The organism is Coprococcus sp. AF19-8AC, from assembly GCF_003603115.1.
GTDB classification, from domain to species: Bacteria; Bacillota; Clostridia; order Lachnospirales; family Lachnospiraceae; genus Coprococcus; species Coprococcus aceti.
Map to the genome: position 1 here is coordinate 372,523 of NZ_QTMI01000002.1, position 20,927 is coordinate 393,449.

Sequence of the window (20,927 nt, forward strand, 5' to 3'; positions counted from 1 at the left end):
TCTATATGCATTACTCTTTTAAATATTTGTCAGTATTACTGGCAAATCATAGCATTTAATTTTTTTCAATGCAATTAAGGCGGACTATTCTTTATAAATGTTTTATTTTTTTTCATTTCTATCGATAAGTTCAAACTAACTATATGTTGAACTTTTGGCTAAAAATTCTTTTATTTTCTTATTATATGGGGTATAATCAGCGTAAGTGGGTACATTGTATCCAAATATAATTTTACGGAGGATTTTACAAATGTTAGTTTCAGCAACAGAAATGTTAAAGAAAGCTAAGGCTGGTCACTACGCAGTAGGTCAGTTCAACATCAACAACCTTGAGTGGACAAAGGCTGTTCTCCTCACAGCTCAGGAGCTTCAGTCACCTGTTATCCTTGGTGTTTCAGAGGGCGCTGGAAAGTATATGACAGGATTTGAGACAGTTGCAGCAATGGTTAAGGCTATGGATGAGTCACTTGGAATCACAGTTCCTGTAGCTCTTCACCTTGATCACGGAACATACGAAGGATGCTACAAGTGTGTTAAGGCTGGATTTACTTCAATCATGTTCGATGGTTCACACTATCCATTCGAGGAGAACCTTGCTAAGTCAACAGAGCTCGTTAACGTAGCTCATCAGCTTGGCCTCTCAATCGAGTGTGAGGTTGGTTCTATCGGTGGTGAGGAAGACGGAGTTATTGGTATGGGCGAGTGCGCTGATCCAGCGGAGTGCAAGACTATCGCTGATCTCGGCGTTGATATGCTTGCTGCTGGTATCGGTAACATCCATGGTAAGTACCCAGCTAACTGGAAGGGACTTAGCTTTGAGACACTTGATGCTATCCAGCAGAAGACAGGCGTTATGCCATTAGTTCTTCACGGTGGTACAGGTATCCCAGCTGACATGATCAAGAAGGCTATTTCACTTGGCGTTTCAAAGATCAACGTTAACACAGAGTGCCAGTTATCATTCGCAGATGCTACAAGAAAGTACATCGAGGCTGGTAAGGATCTTGAGGGCAAGGGATTTGATCCTAGAAAGCTTCTCGCTCCTGGTTTCGAGGCTATCAAGGCTACTGTTAAGGAGAAGATGGAACTCTTCGGATCAGTTGGTAAGGCTAACGACTAATTAACAGATCTTTAACAGAACAATTAACAAATGTAACGATAAACTGTTCGACAGCTTTCGGACAAGTATCGCTCACGTAAACTTAAAGGAACCCCATCACAGCTTGCACAAGCCATGATGGGGTTCTTATTCTTACTTATTTTTCTTTTATATTATTTTTTTTCTTCACTAATATAAATTTCTAAATTCTAATCTTGCTTCTCTGCCTTATCCTTTTTTCTGCTGATTGTCCACCATATAGGAACTGATATCAGCATGAAAAGTGCCGCTGCCACGCTGATCCATGCACCGACTCCGAGTCTTGCATTTGCCGCTGCATCTAGCTTTCCAAGATCTATCAATGACAGAACAAATTCAAATATCAATATTCCGCCAACAACTATAGATATAACAAGGTCTGCTATATAACAGCCTGCCTTGTTGATAAATGCACAGATCACGTCTGCTATAATAACTACCGCCACAACAAGCATTGACAGTACATTTATCCCAAACACTCCAACTATGCTTCTGGCATCTGTCCCCATATAAGCATAAGGAATAAATACTGATACAACAGCCATGATAATGCCGATCAGGTTTAACATATTAGGTACATGTGTGGATCCCTTCTTCACATCATCAGGTATGTTCTGCCTGTTCTCATATCCCATATATCCCATAGGGTTGTTGTATGGCGTTGGCTGTACCGGATGGCCGTACTGCGACTGTGGCTGGTATGGATGCTGCACCGGCTGGCCATACTGCGACTGTGGCTGGTATGGCTGCTGGGTTGGCTGACCATACTGCGGCATCTGCTGGTATGGTGTCTGCATTGGCTGTGCTCCCTGGCTATACTGTGACTGTGGCTGATATGGCTGCTGGACTGGCTGACCGTACTGCGACTGTGGCTGGTATGGATGCTGCACCGGCTGGCCATACTGTGGCATATGCTGATACAGTGACTGAGCTGGCTGTGCTACCTGACTATATGGTGCTTGAACTGACTGCACACCCTGACCATTCTGTGCCTGACTATTCTCAGCCATCATAGCCTTTTTCTGCTCAGAAGTCGACCCGCCATCAACTCTGTCAATATCTTCTACTCTATTCTGTTCATCCATGTTCGTCATCTACCTCCGATGTAATTATTCGACACATCCCTTACATATCGAGATACCTCTTCAGATACTGTCCTGTATAGGACTGAGGTATCTTCGCAACTTCCTCAGGAGTTCCTCTGGCAATGACCGTTCCACCGCCAGCACCTCCTTCAGGTCCCATGTCAATAATATAATCTGCGGTCTTGATAACGTCAAGATTATGTTCGATAACCACAACTGTGTTGCCGCCCTCGCTGAGCCTTCTGAGTATATCCACAAGTCTGTGCACATCAGCAAAATGAAGTCCCGTGGTTGGCTCATCAAGCACATATATCGTCTTTCCTGTTCCTCGTCTCGAAAGCTCTGTTGCAAGCTTGATTCTCTGCGCCTCTCCGCCCGACAGAGTGGTGGATGGCTGTCCAAGCCTGATATATCCTAGTCCCACATCTCGCAACGTTTCTATCTTCCTGAGTATTCTCGGAACATTTGCAAAGAACTCACATGCCTCATCAACAGTCATATCGAGAACTTCATTGATACTCTTACCCTTGTATTTGACCTCCAGGGTCTCCCTGTTGTATCTCTTTCCTCCGCACACCTCACATGGCACATATATATCTGGCAGGAAGTGCATCTCTATCTTGATTATTCCATCTCCACGACACGCCTCACATCGTCCACCAGATACATTGAAGCTGAATCTTCCCTTGCCGTAACCTCTTGCCTTGGCATCCTTTGTACCGGCAAACAGGTCTCTTATCAGGTCAAACGTACCTGTGTAGGTAGCCGGATTGGATCTCGGAGTTCTTCCTATAGGTGACTGGTCTATATTTATGATCTTGTCCAAAGCATCATAACCGATGATATGGTCATGCTTTCCTGCCTTAACCCTGCTTTTATTGAGTCTTCTCGCAAGTTTCTTGTACAGGATCTCATTTACCAGAGAACTCTTTCCTGAACCAGACACACCCGTCACACATGTCATGATTCCAAGTGGTATGTCCACATCTATATGCTTGAGATTGTTCTCATAAGCATTCTTGACAGTGAGCCATCCGGTTGGCTTTCTCCTCACATCCGGAACCTCTATCTTCTTCCTGCCGCTTAAGTAGTCACCGGTGATAGAATTCTCACATTTCATAATGTCTTCAGCCGTACCCTCAGCTACCACATATCCACCATTTGCTCCGGCTCCCGGTCCTATATCTATGATGTGATCCGCCGCCCTCATGGTATCCTCGTCGTGCTCTACAACTATCAGTGTATTTCCAAGGTCTCTCAGATTCTTGAGCGCTGCGATCAACTTGTCATTGTCTCTCTGATGAAGTCCGATACTTGGCTCATCCAGAATATATGCAACTCCGACCAGACCTGAACCTATCTGTGTGGCAAGTCTAATTCTCTGTGCCTCTCCACCTGAGAGCGTACTTGTACCTCTGCTCAGGCACAGATAGTCAAGTCCCACATCTATAAGGAAATGCAGTCTCGACCTGATCTCCTTGAGTATGGCCGCACCTATCATCTTCTGTCTGTCAGTGAGTTCCAGATCCTTCATAAACTTTGCAAGTTCTGTGATAGGAAGCTCTGTAAGTTCAGCAATATTCTTATCTCCAACTGTAACAGCAAGGGCTGTCGGCTTAAGTCTCTTACCACCACAGACCTCACACGGAGTTACAGTCATGAATGTCTCATACTCGGCCTTTGTGGACTCCGCAGATGTCTCCCTGTATCTTCTGGCAACACTCTTTATGAGTCCCTCAAATGTTATATCATACACTCCCTCCCCGCGCTGTCCTTTATAATGCACCTTAACCGGTCGTGAGTTCTTTCCATATAATAAGAGATCTTTTATATCCTGTGGATAATCCTGAAATGGCGTATCAAGAGAGAATCCATACTCCGCACTGAGTGCCCTGAGTATTGCATTTGAATAGCTCTTGCCATCATTGCACGACTGCCATCCCAGAACCACTATGGCTCCATCATTTATCGACAAACTCTGATCGGGTATCATAAGATCCGGATCAAATTCCATCTTGAAGCCAAGACCTGCACATGTCGGGCATGCGCCAAATGGATTGTTGAACGAAAAGCTTCTCGGCTCTATCTCATCTATGCTGATTCCGCAATCCGGGCATGAAAAGCTGTCTGAGAAATTGATAATGGTATTCTCCTTCTGAACACCATTCTCATCCCTCTCCCCGATCACCTCAATCTTCATAAGCCCCTCTGCAAGCTGAAGTGCGGTCTCTATGGAATCTGTGAGTCGCCTCTCCACATCCTGTCTTACAACCAGACGATCGACAACTATATCTATACTGTGCTTCTTGTTCTTATCGAGCTTTATCTCCTCCGACAGCTCATACATGCTGCCATCGACTACCACTCTGACAAATCCGCTCTTCTTTGCCTTCTCCAGCAGCTTTACATGCTCTCCCTTTCGGCCTCTGACCACAGGCGCAAGCACCATGAACTTTGTCCTCTCAGGTAGCTTCATGATCTCATCCACCATCTGGTCAACCGTCTGTCTGCTTATGACCTTACCACAGTTCGGGCAGTGTGGTATTCCCACTCTGGCATAGAGAAGTCTGAAATAGTCGTATATCTCAGTGACAGTGCCAACTGTGGATCGGGGATTTCTGTTTGTTGACTTCTGATCTATGGAGATTGCAGGGGAAAGTCCCTCTATCTTATCCACGTCCGGCTTCTCAGCCTGTCCAAGGAACTGTCTCGCATAGGAGGACAGCGACTCCATGTATCGTCTCTGTCCCTCCGCATATATCGTGTCAAATGCCAGTGAAGACTTACCTGATCCCGAAAGTCCTGTCACGACAACAAATTTGTCCCTTGGAATCTTGACATTGATATTTTTCAGATTATTTTCACGTGCGCCCTCAATAGTAATATACTTCCTGTCAATATTCCTGCTGGCGTTGAAATAATCATCATCTTTCATGCTCGCATCCGTTATATTCTCCAGATGCTCACCACGTTCATAATTCTTATTGTCTTCCATCTTGATCTAACCTTTTCTCTTTATTATTTATATTTGTTATATCTTAATTATCTACCCTGCATCCATCTATTCTTTATCATAATCTCTCAGTGCCTCCTTATACACCTTGAGCTGATCCCTGATCTCTGCCGCCACCTCAAAGTTGAGGTCTGCTGCCGCCATATTCATCTTCTTGGTCAGCTTGGCGATAACCTTCTGAAGCTCCTTCTTCGTCATGGACTCAGCGTCCTTATCCTCCTCTGGAAGTTCCTCCTTCTTCACCTCTATGGTTATGAGATCCCTTATGCTCTTCTCTATAGTCTTAGGGGTTATTCCATGTTCCTCATTATACTTCTGCTGTATATCACGACGTCTGCTCGTCTCATCGAGGGCATACTTCATAGAACCCGTGATAGTATCCGCATACATGATGACATGTCCATCCACATTTCGGGCTGCTCTTCCTATGGTCTGGATGAGTGATGTCTCCGATCGCAGGAAACCTTCCTTATCAGCGTCAAGTATGGCTACCAGTGTGATCTCCGGTATATCAAGACCCTCTCTCAGAAGGTTGATTCCAACAAGCACATCAAATACTCCAAGGCGGAGATCTCTCACTATCTCAACTCTCTCCATGGTGTCTATATCCGAGTGCAGATATTTTACCTTTATATCATTGTCCCTCATATAGCTGGTGAGATCTTCAGCCATACGCTTGGTAAGTGTTGTCACAAGTACCTTGTGTCCCTGCTCGGTCTCCTTGCGGACCTCTTTCAGCAGATCATCTATCTGTCCCTCCACCGGTCTGACCTCAACCGGCGGATCAAGAAGTCCTGTAGGTCTGATGATTTGTTCAGCCATAAGCATCTGGTGCTCCTCCTCGTATTTGCCCGGTGTGGCTGATACAAACATGACCTGATCAAGCTTCTGCTCAAATTCCGAGAAGTTGAGTGGTCTGTTGTCAAGTGCCGATGGAAGCCTGAATCCATAGTCAACCAAATTCATCTTACGGGATCGGTCTCCCGAATACATCGCGCCAACCTGAGGCACAGTCATATGTGACTCATCTATAATAAGAAGAAAGTCATCATCAAAGAAATCCAGCAGTGTGCTCGGCGTCTCTCCGGCTGATCTTCCAGCCAGCGGACCGGAATAGTTCTCTATACCAGAGCAAAATCCAGTCTCTCTCATCATCTCCATATCAAAGTTAGTTCTCTCCTCGATACGCTGTGCCTCGATGAGTTTATCCTTTGACTTGAAGTAAGCAACTCTGTCCTTGAGCTCCGCCTCTATCCTCTTCAGTGCCTTCTCCATCTTCTCCTGTCCAACCACATAGTGGGACGCCGGGAACAGACAGGTATATGTCAGATCCCTCTTTCCCTCTCCAGTGAGCGGATCAAACTCTGTGATCCTGTCTATCTCATCACCAAAAAACTCTATCCTTATTCCATCGTCAAATGTTGACACAGGTATTATCTCAAGTACATCCCCGCGCACTCTGAACGTGCCTCTCTGCAGATCCATGTCATTCCTGTCATACTGTATATCTGTCAGTTCATCGATGACCTGATCTCTGTCCTTTATCATTCCGACTCTGAATGACAGCATCTGATTCCTGTACTCGTCCGGATCACCGATACCATATATGCACGACACAGACGCGACCACGATTACGTCCTTTCTGTCTATGAGCGCAGCTGTTGCACTATGTCTCATCCGGTCAATATCGTCATTAATAGACGAATCCTTTGCAATATAAGTATCCGTAGACGCCACATATGCTTCCGGCTGATAATAATCGTAGTATGATACAAAATACTCCACCGCATTGTTCGGGAAAAATTCTTTCATCTCCCCATAAAGCTGCGCCGCCAGAGTCTTGTTATGTGCAAGTATCAGTGTTGGCTTATTAAGCTGCTGTATGACATTCGCCATGGTAAAAGTCTTACCAGATCCGGTTACACCCAGCAGCGTCTCAAACTGATTACCTTCCTTAAATCCTTTTACCAGTTTCTCAATAGCCTCCGGCTGATCTCCGGTAGGCTTATATTCCGATACCAATTCAAAATGATCCATGAAAATCTCCTCAAAATTCTTTACACAAACTGCCACCTTCTCATGGCAGCACCCAGGCTAAAGCCTGCCTATATTATATCGAACATTAGTTCTTATATCAAGCAAAAACATGACAGCTGTCCAAGTTTATTTATACCCCGGACAACCGCCATCATACACCAGTTAACCATTCTGTTCACGCTATACACATCACCACTACGCCACCATTTCATCCTCCACCAGACTTATATCATAGCGTCCCTTATCATCAACAGTTACCACAATATCCTCAAAGCCAGTATAGAATCTCAACACATACATTTCATCTGTCTTTGAGATGAATACCTCCGCGTTCATCTGCGCCATGCTGGCAAGACATTCGCCAAGCACGCCCTCGCTGACTCTGATAATCTGCCACTCTTTCTCTTCCTGACGCTTTACCGGCATCTCTTTATAATGAAGGAATAGATTCTCCTCAAGCGCCTTTGATCTGCAGCTGCATCTGTGAAAATAGCTGCCGATGATCATATAAAGCATGTATGCTGTCTCCTGCTGTCTGTGTGATGTCTTTTCTGTAAATGAATATCTCATAATCGTTACCTCCATAATGAAAAAATAAACCTAAAATAAATCTACAAAATGTTGTCAATGTGTTATCTGAAGCTTTACCAGCTCACACCTTATCAGTGCCCGCTCCCCGGTCTGTCATTTTTCAGCCGACGACAGTCGCTGTGTCCGTATTCTTTGCTGCCCCGGATACCGGGCAGATGCATATTCAGTTTTCATTTGAAATCTGCCCATGCCCGAAAGGCAACAAAAAAAGAGTCATGATCGCAGACTTGTAGCACTTGCTACTCATCATGTTTTCAAACTCTTCTACTTAAAATATGATTTATTCAATTTTCATTATGGATATCAGCAATCGCTGATGTATATGTTATATCAAAAACTAATTGTGGTGTCAACATATTTATAAATATATCTATAAAACACAAGAGAGCCAGATTTCTCCGACTCTCTTAAATATGCATCCACAAATGCATACCCCAATTAGTATCTATAATTTCCTACCTTATCGCATCGCATCCTTCATGCTCTTCACATAATCTCTCACATAAGGCACACAGTCCTTGCCGTACTGGGCGCACAGCTTGACGATGGCTGAACCGACGATGACACCGTCTGACTTCTCCGCCATCTGCTTTGCCTGCTCAGGTGTGGATATTCCGAAACCTACAGCGCAAGGGATGTCCTTCGCCTTCTTCACCAGATCGACCATTGCTCCTATGTCGGTGGTGATCTTGGTTCTGGTTCCGGTTACACCGAGTGATGACACGCAATATACAAATCCACTCGCATCATTTGCGATCATGGATATTCTCTCATGGGATGTAGGTGCGATGAGTGAAATGAGATCCACATCATACTGCTTGCAGATTCCATCAAACTCGTCCTTCTCCTCGTAAGGAATGTCAGGAAGGATCAGACCGTCTATGCCAATCTCCCTGCATGTGCTGATGAATCTCTCCGAACCGTACGAGAACACGACATTTGCATATGTCATGAACACCATAGGTATTGTCACTTTCTTGCGGAGCTTTCTCACAAGGTCAAATACCTTGTCTGTCGTCACGCCGCCTGCAAGCGCTCTTATATTTGCGCCCTGAATGACCGGACCCTCGGCTGTCGGGTCTGAGAATGGGATTCCCAGCTCTATAAGGTCTGCACCGGCCTCAACCATTGCGTATACTACCTCCTCTGTCACATCCAGCGACGGATCGCCACATGTCACAAATGGTATAAATGCTTTTCCATGTTCAAATGCTTTTGCTATATTACTCATGAAGATCCTCCCCTCTGTATCTTGCGATGGCTGCAACGTCCTTGTCTCCACGTCCTGATACATTGATCACTATTATCTTGTCCTTGTCCATTGTAGGTGCCAGCTTCATGGCGTAAGCCACAGCGTGTGCGCTCTCTATCGCTGGGATGATTCCCTCGATCCTTGACAGATACTCAAATGCATCCACAGCCTCGTCATCTGTGATCGCCACATACTCTGCACGTCCTATGTCGTGAAGGTACGCGTGCTCAGGTCCGATTCCCGGATAATCAAGTCCCGCTGAGATAGAATATACAGGTGCGATCTGGCCATATTCATCCTGACAGAAGTATGACTTCATGCCATGGAATATACCAAGCTTTCCTGTTGCGATAGTTGCCGCTGTCTCAAATGTATCAACACCTCTGCCCGCTGCCTCACAGCCGATCAGCCTGACGCTCTCGTCAGGTATGAAATCGTAGAAAGCTCCGATGGCATTTGAACCGCCGCCCACACATGCCATGACGACATCAGGAAGTCTTCCCTCCTTCTCCATGAGCTGTGCCTTGATCTCTTTACTGATCACAGCCTGGAAATCACGGACGATCTCAGGAAAAGGATATGGTCCCATGACTGAGCCGAGTACATAGTGTGTGTCATCGATCCTGCTTGTCCACTCACGGAATGCCTCAGATACCGCATCCTTCAGTGTTGCTGTTCCAGTCTTTACCGGATGAACCTTTGCACCCAGAAGTCTCATTCTGTACACGTTGAGAGCCTGTCTGATCGTGTCCTCCTCGCCCATGTATATCTCACACTCCATGCCCATCATGGCTGCAACTGTAGCTGTTGCAACACCGTGCTGTCCGGCACCGGTCTCCGCGATAACTCTTGTCTTGCCCATTCTCTTGGCAAGGAGCATCTGTCCGATTACGTTGTTGATCTTGTGCGCTCCTGTGTGGTTCAGATCCTCTCTCTTAAGGTAGATCTTTGCACCGCCCAGATCCTTTGTCATTCTCTCCGCATAGTAAAGTCTGCTAGGTCTTCCCGCATACTCGTTGAGCATCTCTGTGAGTTCTCTGTTGAACTCCGGATCATCTTTATATTTCTTGTAAGCCTCCTCCAGCTCCAGCATCGCATTCATCAGAGTCTCTGGAATGTACTGGCCGCCGTGAACGCCAAATCTGCCTTTTGACATATGTTCTTCCTCCTGTTTTTGTCTTCTCAGATATATTTTCAAATGTAATTTCTACACTTTTGTATTGTGTTTCTTCTATATAATATGTTACTCGCCTCTAAGTTCCGCAAACAACTTCTTCTTGTCGGGACTTCTCATAAATGTCTCACCTATGAGCACCGCATCAGTTCCATTTGCCTTGAGCCTGTCTATGTCCTCTTTTGCCTTGATTCCACTCTCAGACACATACACCATCTTCTGGGGTACTAAAGTGTCAGCCGCAGCTCCTGTACCAGTGACAGGTACCTCCGTCCCCATATGGGTGGCTGGCACCGTATCCGGTATCAGCTTTCTAAGACGAACACTGTTCATGATGTCCACCGTAAATGTTCTGAGGTCTCTGTTGTTCACCCCGATGATGCCGGCTCCGCAGGCTATCGCCCGTCTGACCTCATCCTCATCGTGAGCCTCAACCAGAGCCGACATCCCAAGTTCATGCGCAAGCCGAAGATATGAGGCAAGCTGCTCGTCATCCAGTATGGCGCAAATCAAAAGCACCGCCGAGGCTCCTATGACCTTTGCCTCATATATCATATACTCGTCAACTGTAAAATCCTTCCTCAGCAGCGGTATATTTACCTCCTTCTTTATATCCATCAGGAACTGATTGCTTCCCTGGAAATAAAACGGCTCAGTGAGCACCGATATGGCTGAAGCACCAGCCGCCTCATATTCCTTTGCGATCTCAACATAAGGAAAGTCCGGTGCGATAAGCCCCTTGGAAGGCGATGCCTTCTTGACCTCACAGATAAACGATATTCCATCCGCTGCCAGATTATCCCTAAATGGGAACTTACTATATGGGCTGCTGCCGTTATCCGTCTCTCTGGCAACTATATCAAGTGCCTGTCTCTTCATCTCCTCAAGAGGAACTTTTTTCTTCTGCTCCGCCACACGTTCCTTTGTCTTTGCAGCTATCTCATCTAATATCATCTCTTACCTCTCTATACAACTTTCTATCATAGTCTGTGATGAAACTTATCTACTCATTTGTCAGTCTTACAAATGCATCAAGCGTCTCAGCAGCCTTGCCACTGTCGATCACGTCCTCTGCAACCTTGATTCCATCCGCTATGGAATCTGCCTTGCCTGCGATGTAAATACAAGCTGCTGCGTTCAGTACAACTGCATTTCTCTTGGCTCCTTTGATCTTGCCTGACAGGATATCGCGGGTAATCTGCGCGTTTTCCTCAGGATCGCCGCCCACCAGATCCTCCTTGCTGCATCTCTCAAATCCGAAATTCTCTGGCTTGATCTCGTACTTTGTGATCTCGCCATCTTTGATCTCTGCAACTGTTGTAGGTGCACTCATGGATATCTCATCCAGACAATCCTGTCCGTATACGACAAGTCCCCGTTTTACACCAAGACCAACAAGTACAGGAGCCATCTGATCAACAAGCTCCTCCTTGTATACTCCCATGATCTGCATCTGAGCCTTTGCCGGGTTGGTGAGAGGTCCAAGGATATTGAATACTGTCGGTATTCCAAGTGCCTTTCTGACCGGACCTGCATATTTCATCGCCTTGTGATAAACCTGGGCAAACATAAAGCTCATGTTGCACTCAGCGAGAACCTTGCCCATCTTTTCAGGTGATATGGAGATATTTACACCAAGAGCCTCAAGTACATCCGCTGCTCCACTCTTGCTTGATACGCTTCTGTTACCATGCTTTGCGATCGGTATTCCGGCCGCTGCTGCAACTATACCACTCGTTGTCGATATGTTAAATGAATTCGCACAATCTCCGCCTGTTCCCACGATCTCAAGAACATCTATTCCGTCATGTGGAAGAGACTCTGCATGGTCTCTCATTCCATTTGCACTGGCTGTTATCTCGTCAAGTGTCTCGCCCTTCATGTGAAGAGCTGTGAGATATCCCGCCGTTGTCTCCCCCGACACCTGACCGCTGAATATCTCATCCATGCTGGCATATGCCTCATCGTATGTAAGATCCTGTCCTGCTGCTACCTTTTTAAGAGTTTCCTGTATCATCGCCATATTCTCCTTATTTTATATCATTTTATATCTCTAAAAAATTTCTGAGCATTATCTTGCCCTTCGGTGTCAGTATCGACTCCGGATGGAACTGAACTCCATATACCTCATAATTCCTGTGTTTTACTGCCATGATCTCTCCATCCTCCGTCCTGGCTGTGACCTCCAGGCATTCCGGGAAATTCTCATCGGCTGCTGCCAGTGAATGATATCTGGCAACCTGTATCTTGCTCTGAAGTCCTCTGAACAATCTGCAGTTCAGATCCACATCAACCAGCGACATCTTTCCATGCATAAGTTTCTTTGCATATGTGACTGTCGCACCATATGTCTCACAAATCGCCTGATGTCCGAGACACACGCCGAGGATTGGTACTTTTCCTGCAAAATATCTCACCGCTTCCTCACACATTCCCGCATCCGAAGGTCTTCCGGGTCCCGGTGAGATGATTATGTGATCCGGATTCATAGCTTCAATCTCCTCACAGGTGAACTCATCATTTCTTATGACCTTTATATCCGGATTTATTGCCCCCACAAGCTGATACAGGTTGTAGGAGAAACTGTCATAATTATCTATAAGTATTGTCATTTTTTCCTCCTTATATATAGTTGTTTGTGATTTCAATTCACAAACAACTGCTCATCTCAAGTGCTGTTGTAACTGCCTTTGCCTTGTTGATACATTCCTGGAACTCATTTGCCGGAACACTGTCCGCCACGATTCCTGCTCCGGATCTGACAAATACCTTGTCACCCTTTTTGTATGCGATCCTTATGGCTATACATGTATCAAGATTTCCTGTGAAATCTATGTATCCTATGGCTCCACCATATATTCCTCTCTTGTTGTTCTCCAGCTCGTTGATGATCTGACACGCTCTGATCTTCGGTGCTCCCGAGAGGGTTCCTGCTGGAAGTACCGCATCTACGGCTGACAGCTCATCATACCTGCTGTCATCGATCTCTCCTTTGACCGTTGACCCGATATGCATTACATGTGAGTATCTCTGAACCTTCATGTACTGCTCAACCTCAACAGTTCCGAACTTGCTTATCTTACCAAGATCATTTCTTCCGAGATCCACCAGCATGTTGTGCTCCGCCAGCTCCTTCTCATCCGCCATAAGTCCTGCCTCAAGTCTCATATCCTCTTCCTTTGTCTTTCCCCTCGGTCTCGTTCCAGCAAGAGGAAATGTGTGGAGCACGCCATTCTCAAGCTTTACCAGTGTCTCAGGTGATGCGCCCGCAACCTCTATCTGGTCGCCGCTGAAGTAGAACATATACGGAGAAGGATTTGTGCTTCTGAGAACCCTGTATGTATTGAACAGTGAACCCTCCATCTCAGCCTCAAGTCTGTTGGACAGAACCACCTGGAAGATATCTCCCTCGAATATGTACTTCTTTGCCCTCTCGACCATGCTGCAATATTTTTCTTTATTGAACAGAGGCTTGAAATCACTCTTCATCTTAACCGGCTCTATCTCAGCCATCTCTCCATCGAGGATTAGCTTCTTCATATCTTCTATGTCAGCAAGTGCCTTTGCATATCCGGCTTCTATATCGGACGTGTCAGCATTTGCAATGAGGATCAGCTTTGACTTGAAATTGTCAAATGCTATGACCTTGTCAAATAACATCAGATCCAGATCCTGAAACCCTTCATCATCCTCGGCATCGATCACAAGCTTCTTCTCACTGTACTTTATGTAATCATATGAGAAGTAACCAACAAAACCTCCTGTAAACGTTGGAAGTCCTTCTATCTTCGGACTCTTGTAATCCTTAAGTATCTCTCTTATGAATCCCTCAGGATGAATGTCATCCGCTTTCTTTATCACATTTCCATCTATATCCTTGAGCTGTATGTGTCCATTCATGCATGTGACATCAAGCTTCGGATTGTAACCAAGAAATGTGTACCGTCCCCACACTTCCTGATTCTCCACGCTCTCAAGTATGTAACAGTGCTCATTTGCCGCTTTCAGCTTTCTGAGTAAGTTGATAGGTGTGATCACATCCGATAACATCTCACAGCACACCGGAACAATCCTATATCCGTCTGCCGCATATTTCTTTGCCTCGTTAAGTTCTGGTCTTATCATGTCTCATCCTCCTTGCCAATTAATCCATTATGAGCAGACGCATGAAAGGCGCTTCGCGCGGCGTCTGCGTGCTTCACAAGGATTCCTCCCGCTTATGCGGGTCCCTCCTTATGAAAATAAAAAAAACCACAGGACATAAAAAAAATTCCTTATCCTACAAACATTAGGACAAGAAATCTAATCTCCTGCGGTGCCACCTAATTTCATCAATAAATAAAAAAAATATATATAAATAATTTATATATATTTATATATATCGATGCCCTCGACCATATACAATCATATATGTACCTTCTATAACGGTAGGTCTCCGTCTCCCCTACTTGAATCTCAAATCTTTCGGTTTGCCCTCACAAGTCCATTCACCTGCACTCCCATCGCTGCAATCACACCACCTGCAACTCTCTGAACATGTTATATGCCGCTACTCCTCTTGATCAACGGTTTATCTTATATCTGTAACCATAATGCGCTTTCCTAGTAAATTTGTCAAGATTAATTTTTCAAGTTTCTGTCATATTTTCACTTGTTTTTTACTGTTTACCGCATATTTACTGGACTTTTTCCACTTATCATTTATTTTATACTTTCTTAATTATTTGCAGATTGACTACACCCCCCCAACTGAAATATCCTATACATTAGACTTGAGGACGGAGGGGCATGTACCTCCATCCCCACGATGAACGATAAAGTTTTCAGCGGATTTTATAAAGTTATCAACATTAAGGAGTAGTTATGAACACAAGTACAATTTCTTCAAATTCTGAAGAGAGAATGGGCACGGCGCCGATATTTAAACTTATGCTCTCCATGGGCATTCCAACATTTGTGGCGCAGCTAATCAATCTCTTATACAACATAGTGGACAGAATATACATAGGACATATCCCCGAGGTAGGCGCAGCATCCCTCACCGGAATCGGACTGTGTCTCCCGATCATCACCCTTGTAAGTGCATTCAGCGTGTTCGTGGGCGCGGGCGGAGCACCTCTGGCTTCCATTGCTCTCGGTAAAGGCGACAGGGACAAGGCACAGCGCATCCTGTCAAATGGCGTAATCCTGCTCATCATATTTACAGTTATTGTTATGGCTGTCATCTACACATTGAAGAAACCGCTTCTGTATTTCTTCGGTGCCAGCGATGCCACCTATCCACATGCCGATGACTATCTGAGCATTTACCTTATAGGCACTATATTTGTCATGATCACCACCGGACTGAACACATTTATCACAGCCCAGGGGCAGGCAAAGACAGCCATGGCTTCAGTACTCATAGGTGCGATATGCAACATCATTCTCGATCCGATATTCATATTTGCACTGAACCTCGGAATCAAGGGTGCGGCCATAGCGACCGTCATATCCCAGGCGATAAGCGCGGCATGGGTTATCAGATTTCTGACATCCGACAAGGCTAGTCTTCGCATATCAGCGCAGATGATGCGCCCACAGGGCAAATTGATACTGTCCATCGCAGCTCTCGGTGTGTCACCATTTATCATGCAGGTCACGGAGAGCCTTATAACCATCGTGTTCACACATGGACTCCAGAAGTACGGTGATGACCTGTACGTAGGATCGTTCACCATACTTCAAAGTATCATGCAGATTATATTTATCCCGATGAGCGGTTTCTCCCAGGGAGTCCAGCCCATCATCAGCTACAACTACGGCAAGGGCAACGTGGACAGAGTGAAGAAGACATGTACCATACTGATAACCATGTCCATCATAGTGTCATTTGTCCTGGCTGGGGCCGCATTCCTGTTTCCGTCCGTGGCAGCCGGAATATTTACCTCGGATGAATCCCTCAAAGCACTCTGTGCAAAAGTTCTTCCGATATACATATTCGGAATGATGTTCTTTGGCATACAGAACGGATGTCAGCAGTCCTTCATATCCATGGGACAAGCAGGCAAATCCCTTATATTTGCACTGCTGAGAAAGGTCATACTGATAATCCCACTCGCGATCATCCTGCCATACTGCACGCACTCAGTCATGAGTATTTACTACGCCGAGCCTATCAGCGACATAGTGTCCGCATTCTCATGCGGCGCAACATTCATGCTGACATTTAAGTCAATGATGAAAGGTGCAGGGAAGAAGTAACCCTCCTCATTTTCCTTCTCAGCAACACCATGCCCACCACGCACGACACGATCTCCGTGATCGGGAATGCCCACCATATCAGTGATACATCCGCCTGACCGCCTCTGACCAGAGCCGCAAATGCTCCGGCAAGCGGCAGGATGATTATCAACTGTCTGAGCAGCGATATCACAAGCGATTCCACACCGCCTTCAAGGGCCTGATATATTCCCTGAAATGCAACATTTACCCCGGCAAATACGAAACTTAGGGAGATTATCCTCATGGCGTCTATAAAATACACTCTGGACTGTCCCGCATTAAAAAGTCCGGCAAATGCAGCTGGAAACAGCTCTGTCACAGCCATTCCAAACACCATCAGCACTATTGTGTAGATTATTCCATACTTAATCGCATCATTTATCCTCTTTCTGTCACCCATTCCATAGCTGTATGCCGTGATCGGGGTGATCGCATCCCTGAGTCCAAATGCGAGAAACAGCACAAACTGCTGAACCTTGTAGAACAGACCATATGCAGTCTGCGCCGACTGGTTAAACTTGAGAATGAGATTCAGCGCGTATACCATGATGGACATAAGTGCCTGGGCTATGATGGCCGGGAGTCCTATGGCATATATTCCCCGGATGATTCTCCAGTCAGGCTTCATGTATGCACATCCATGTTCAAATTCCTTATTAAGTCTCAGATGGAACACGCACAGCAGAACCGCAGACGCTATCTGACCTATAATAGTCGCATAGGCGGCTCCTCTGACACCCATCTCAGGAAATGGTCCCACTCCGTATATGAGAAGCGGATCAAGTATGATGTTTATGACAGCTCCCATCACCTGACCTATCGTTGAATACATGGATCTGCCAGTTGCCTGAAGCAGCTTCTCAAACAACGAGAAGAATATTATTCCAAATGAATACACACAGCATATTCTTAGATAATCCACAGCCATCTCTGTGACCTGCGTGTCCATAGTCTGTGAGACTATATAAGTCCTCACTCCCAATATTCCAAATAACAAACACACCACATATATTACAGCACCGAGAAACAGACTGTTGCCAGCCACCTTGGCAGCTCTTTCCTTATCACCCTGACCAAGGGTTCTGGCAATAAACGCATTTGTGCCGACTCCCGTGCCTATGCCCAGAGCAACCATGAGCATCTGCACCGGAAATACCAGCGTGAGGGCATTTAACGCAGCCTCACTTCCCACCTTCATATTTCCCACAAATGCGCTGTCTACGATGTTGTACACCGCCTGAAGCGCCATGGAAAGAATCATAGGAATACCCATCTGGATCATCAGCTTTCCAACTGGCATATCTTTCATCTTATTTCTCTCTCTGTTTTCCTCTTTGTTCTTATCTATTTCTTCCACTCTTCAAACTCCTTTCCCTGAACAAAAAAAGCAGCTACCGCCTAAGTTAGTTGGACTTACGCTGAATAGCTACACACTAGAAAATTATTATATATACACATAAAAAGCGAGTGACAAAACTGGATTTACGCAATCTTTGCCACTCGCTTTCGATGTGTATTATACTTTTTGTTTTTGAAAAAGTAAAGTTGTAAAATTTATAATGGACTGAACATGTTATCCAGAATATCCTGATAATTTCTGTCACCAAGTGTCTCTATAGCTATTATCATCGTATACTTTCCGTCATCTGATCTTACTATTACATTTGTCAGAGAGTACTCAGTTCCAGACATATCAGCCGTTGCTGTACATATGTAGTGCTCTTCGCCAAATACTGTACACTTGGAATAATCAGTCTCAATATTGCTTGCTTCAGCGCCAATTCTACTTGCTGTAGATGTAATAACAGTATCCATCTGAGCAACAGTTGCCTTTGCTACTGTATTCTCATCAGCCCACACATCATAACCGTAATTTCCACCACCCTTAGGGGACTTTATTTTGAGCAGAATATAGTGTGTACCATCATTTGCACAGAATGCATAATCGTTTCCTACCGTAAAGCTATTGTCCAGATTATCCAATGCCCTCTGTACAGTCTCATCGCTATTGGAATCCTCCACAACCTCAGAGATATCGGTGGCAGTCAGTAATGAACCTCTTGTCTGAATTCCATAGCTTCCTTCAAGGTTGATCTTAAATCCAAAATACGAATTCTCATAACCATTCTTGGTGTATACACCTACTATTGAAGGATCAGCTTCTGCCTCTTCACTGTCCTCTGTATCTTCCTCTGTGTCCTCCTCATCAATGGCGACCGAACTGTCCTCAGTATCATCTGCAGTGTCCTGTGTTTCAGTATCCTGCTCCTCTGTTGCTGCTTCTGTCTCAGCTTCAGTTGTAGCCTTAGTTACAGAATTGTCATTGCCCCCACAGCCTGTCAGCATCAATCCCATCATCATTGCAGCCACTACAATATAACTTGTTCCCTTTTTCATATTGTTCATTTCCTCCTAAATGTATAAAATTAGCAACATCTCTATTATAAGGTAACTATTATATTATGCAAGATATTTATGATTGCAAACTATACAAACCTGACGGCTGTCCACTATAGCTATGAACTTTTCTTTATTATATACGTCCACCATATACAGGAAAACCACTGCTCGCTCCATAGCTCTCGATCTTCTTGAAATTCTTAAGAGCCTCCATATCCTCTGCACTTATCTCGAAATCGACCTCTGTATTGCTCTTCATGTGCTCTGGATTGGCCGTCTTTGGCAGTGAAATTGTTCCGAGCTGGATAGTATATCTGATGCAGAGCTGTGGAACAGTCACACCATACTTGTCCGCCATAGCCTTGATCTCAGGCTGATTGAGTATCTCACCATGTGCGATAGGTGAATAAGCCTCAACAAGTATATCGTTCTTCTGACAGTAATCCACCAGTTCTATCGGAGTATTGCTGATGTGAAGAAGTATCTGGTTGACCATAGGCTTGATCTCAGCAGTCTCCATAAGGCTCTCGATATCACCGATCTGGAAATTGGATATACCAATAGCCTTGAGCTTGCCTTCCTTGTATGCCTCCTCAAGTGCTCTCCATGCTGCTCTGTTGCCCTCCACGTATCTGTCATCGCTCTGATTTACCTTTACCCAAGGCTGTGGGCTGTGAATGATCATCATATCGAGATAGTCAAGTCCCATCTTCTCAAGCGTTCCATCGATTCCCGCCTTGGCCTCCTCATATGTCTTGTGCTCAGCCGCAACCTTTGAGACTACGAACAGTTCTTCTCTTGGAATACCACAGGTTCTAACTCCTTCGCCTACTCCGCGCTCATTGCCGTATGCCTGTGCAGTGTCAATATGTCTGTAACCTATCTTTACGGCCTCCCTCACGGCATCTGCTACCTTGTCATCGTCGATGAACCATGTTCCAAGTCCAAGCTTTGGAATTGCTACTCCATTGTTAAGTGTGTAAGTTTCTTTTAACATTTTTATATCCTCCTGTTTCTTTTTATTTCAATTTCAAATTATTTCCAGCTATGTTTATTACATCTGTTCAGTTACTTATCTGACACATTACTGTCCAAGGCCGAGCCCGCTTATCCAGTCGGCCACATCCTGCTGTGTCACACCCGACGAGAATCTCTGACCATCCTTCCAGTCTCCGCTTCCTGCCTCAGAAGCCAGATCATCTGCACTGCTTCCCAGTCCTGAGCTCGCCGATGTGCAGAACGGATATACAGTCTTGCCAGTGAAGTCATTTGCCTTGACAAATGAATCTACCGGCCATGCAGACGTTCCCCACCATATAGGATAACCTACAAATACCGTATCATACGATTCCCAGCCAGGAACTTCAGTGGTGGTAAGCTCCACATCCCTGAGGCTTTCGTCATTGTGTTCCTTTGATACCCTGCTGCTGTCATCATTGTAGTTCAGATCATCCGATGTATACTCCTGGGCCGGGGTGATCTCAAATATATCTGCTCCTGTCTCTGCCGCTATATATTCTGCAGCATCTTTTGTATTTCCAGTTGCTGAAAAATAGATCACCAGAGTCTTACCTGTCTCTGTGTCAACATTGTCTGTCTCATCAGCGCTGCTTTCCTCGCTGGTCTGTTCCTCTGATACCGTAGAGTCAGCGTTGTCGTTGCTTGTATCGGCCTCATTGACCGCATCCGTAACAACCTCTGTCTGGGTTTCTGCCTGTGTGGTACTTTTACTTTCTGTGCTGTCACCACTTCCGCATCCAACAAGTCCAAAAGCCATAACAGCACACACTAAAAATGCTCCTAATTTCTTCATTAAAGCGTCCTCCTGTCTGTTTTAACTACCATATTTTCGAAAAACGTCAGGAACTGTTTCTCTGACATATCTAATAATACTCTTTGGAGTTCACTTCAAGGCAAGGACTTTTTTGTATTCTTGATTTTTCTATCGTCTGCTCATTTTTGCTGTATTTTCA

General features: G+C 45.2%; 16 protein-coding genes. 2 read left to right on the forward strand and 14 right to left on the reverse strand.

Annotated features, from left to right (window positions below; all coding sequences use genetic code 11):
• Window positions 1-250 precede the first annotated feature (250 nt).
• Entirely contained in the window at window positions 251-1,120 is an 870-nt protein-coding gene (gene fba, locus DWX57_RS06470; protein ID WP_022058049.1) for a class II fructose-1,6-bisphosphate aldolase, read from the forward strand.
• A 188-nt stretch (window positions 1,121-1,308) separates the two neighbouring features.
• Here the strand turns inward: fba and DWX57_RS06475 are convergent, their stop codons facing one another.
• The 10 genes from DWX57_RS06475 to DWX57_RS06520 all read right to left on the reverse strand — a co-directional run bounded on the left by DWX57_RS06475 (window position 1,309) and on the right by DWX57_RS06520 (window position 14,415).
• Entirely contained in the window at window positions 1,309-2,223 is a 915-nt protein-coding gene (locus DWX57_RS06475) for a hypothetical protein (RefSeq protein WP_120123271.1), read from the reverse strand.
• Between the two features lie 40 nt (window positions 2,224-2,263).
• Window positions 2,264-5,158, reverse strand: a complete 2,895-nt coding sequence (uvrA, locus tag DWX57_RS06480) for an excinuclease ABC subunit UvrA (protein ID WP_120123517.1) — start codon at window positions 5,156-5,158, stop codon at window positions 2,264-2,266.
• A gap of 126 nt (window positions 5,159-5,284) precedes the next feature.
• Window positions 5,285-7,273 carry an excinuclease ABC subunit UvrB gene (gene uvrB / locus DWX57_RS06485; RefSeq protein WP_120123272.1) on the reverse strand — a complete coding sequence of 663 codons (1,989 nt, stop codon included), beginning with the start codon at window positions 7,271-7,273 and terminating at the stop codon, window positions 5,285-5,287.
• Window positions 7,274-7,468: 195 nt separating this feature from the next.
• On the reverse strand, window positions 7,469-7,843 hold the full coding sequence (locus DWX57_RS06490; protein ID WP_117549905.1) for a hypothetical protein: 375 nt from the start codon (window positions 7,841-7,843) through the stop codon (window positions 7,469-7,471).
• A gap of 481 nt (window positions 7,844-8,324) precedes the next feature.
• Window positions 8,325-9,095 carry a tryptophan synthase subunit alpha gene (gene trpA, locus DWX57_RS06495; protein WP_207666509.1) on the reverse strand — a complete coding sequence of 257 codons (771 nt, stop codon included), beginning with the start codon at window positions 9,093-9,095 and terminating at the stop codon, window positions 8,325-8,327.
• Window positions 9,088-10,272, reverse strand: a complete 1,185-nt coding sequence (gene trpB / locus DWX57_RS06500; RefSeq protein WP_015534411.1) for a tryptophan synthase subunit beta — start codon at window positions 10,270-10,272, stop codon at window positions 9,088-9,090. The genes trpA and trpB overlap by 8 nt, the downstream gene beginning before the upstream one ends.
• An 87-nt stretch (window positions 10,273-10,359) precedes the next feature.
• The gene (gene trpC / locus DWX57_RS06505) at window positions 10,360-11,244 is read right to left on the reverse strand and encodes an indole-3-glycerol phosphate synthase TrpC (RefSeq protein ID WP_118017049.1); all 885 of its coding nucleotides are present in this window, start codon (window positions 11,242-11,244) and stop codon (window positions 10,360-10,362) included.
• Window positions 11,245-11,293: 49 nt separating this feature from the next.
• Window positions 11,294-12,307 (reverse strand): anthranilate phosphoribosyltransferase, encoded by a 1,014-nt coding sequence (gene trpD / locus DWX57_RS06510; RefSeq protein WP_120123273.1) that lies wholly within the window; start codon window positions 12,305-12,307, stop codon window positions 11,294-11,296.
• 28 nt (window positions 12,308-12,335) lie between these two features.
• Entirely contained in the window at window positions 12,336-12,902 is a 567-nt protein-coding gene (locus DWX57_RS06515) for an anthranilate synthase component II (protein WP_055145999.1), read from the reverse strand.
• Between the two features lie 37 nt (window positions 12,903-12,939).
• On the reverse strand, window positions 12,940-14,415 hold the full coding sequence (locus DWX57_RS06520; protein ID WP_120123274.1) for an anthranilate synthase component I family protein: 1,476 nt from the start codon (window positions 14,413-14,415) through the stop codon (window positions 12,940-12,942).
• Between the two features lie 738 nt (window positions 14,416-15,153).
• Here DWX57_RS06520 and DWX57_RS06525 point away from each other — a divergent pair.
• Window positions 15,154-16,533 carry an MATE family efflux transporter gene (locus tag DWX57_RS06525; RefSeq protein ID WP_120123275.1) on the forward strand — a complete coding sequence of 460 codons (1,380 nt, stop codon included), beginning with the start codon at window positions 15,154-15,156 and terminating at the stop codon, window positions 16,531-16,533.
• Here the strand turns inward: DWX57_RS06525 and DWX57_RS06530 are convergent.
• From DWX57_RS06530 to DWX57_RS06545, 4 genes are all read right to left on the reverse strand, one after another.
• The gene (locus DWX57_RS06530) at window positions 16,499-17,863 is read right to left on the reverse strand and encodes an MATE family efflux transporter (RefSeq protein WP_117550554.1); all 1,365 of its coding nucleotides are present in this window, start codon (window positions 17,861-17,863) and stop codon (window positions 16,499-16,501) included. The genes DWX57_RS06525 and DWX57_RS06530 overlap by 35 nt on opposite strands.
• A 245-nt stretch (window positions 17,864-18,108) precedes the next feature.
• The gene (locus DWX57_RS06535; RefSeq protein ID WP_022217400.1) at window positions 18,109-18,951 is read right to left on the reverse strand and encodes a hypothetical protein; all 843 of its coding nucleotides are present in this window, start codon (window positions 18,949-18,951) and stop codon (window positions 18,109-18,111) included.
• 136 nt (window positions 18,952-19,087) lie between these two features.
• Window positions 19,088-19,951, reverse strand: a complete 864-nt coding sequence (locus tag DWX57_RS06540) for an aldo/keto reductase (RefSeq protein ID WP_015534418.1) — start codon at window positions 19,949-19,951, stop codon at window positions 19,088-19,090.
• An 87-nt stretch (window positions 19,952-20,038) separates the two neighbouring features.
• Window positions 20,039-20,767 (reverse strand): flavodoxin, encoded by a 729-nt coding sequence (locus DWX57_RS06545; protein WP_015534419.1) that lies wholly within the window; start codon window positions 20,765-20,767, stop codon window positions 20,039-20,041.
• Window positions 20,768-20,927: the final 160 nt, after the last annotated feature.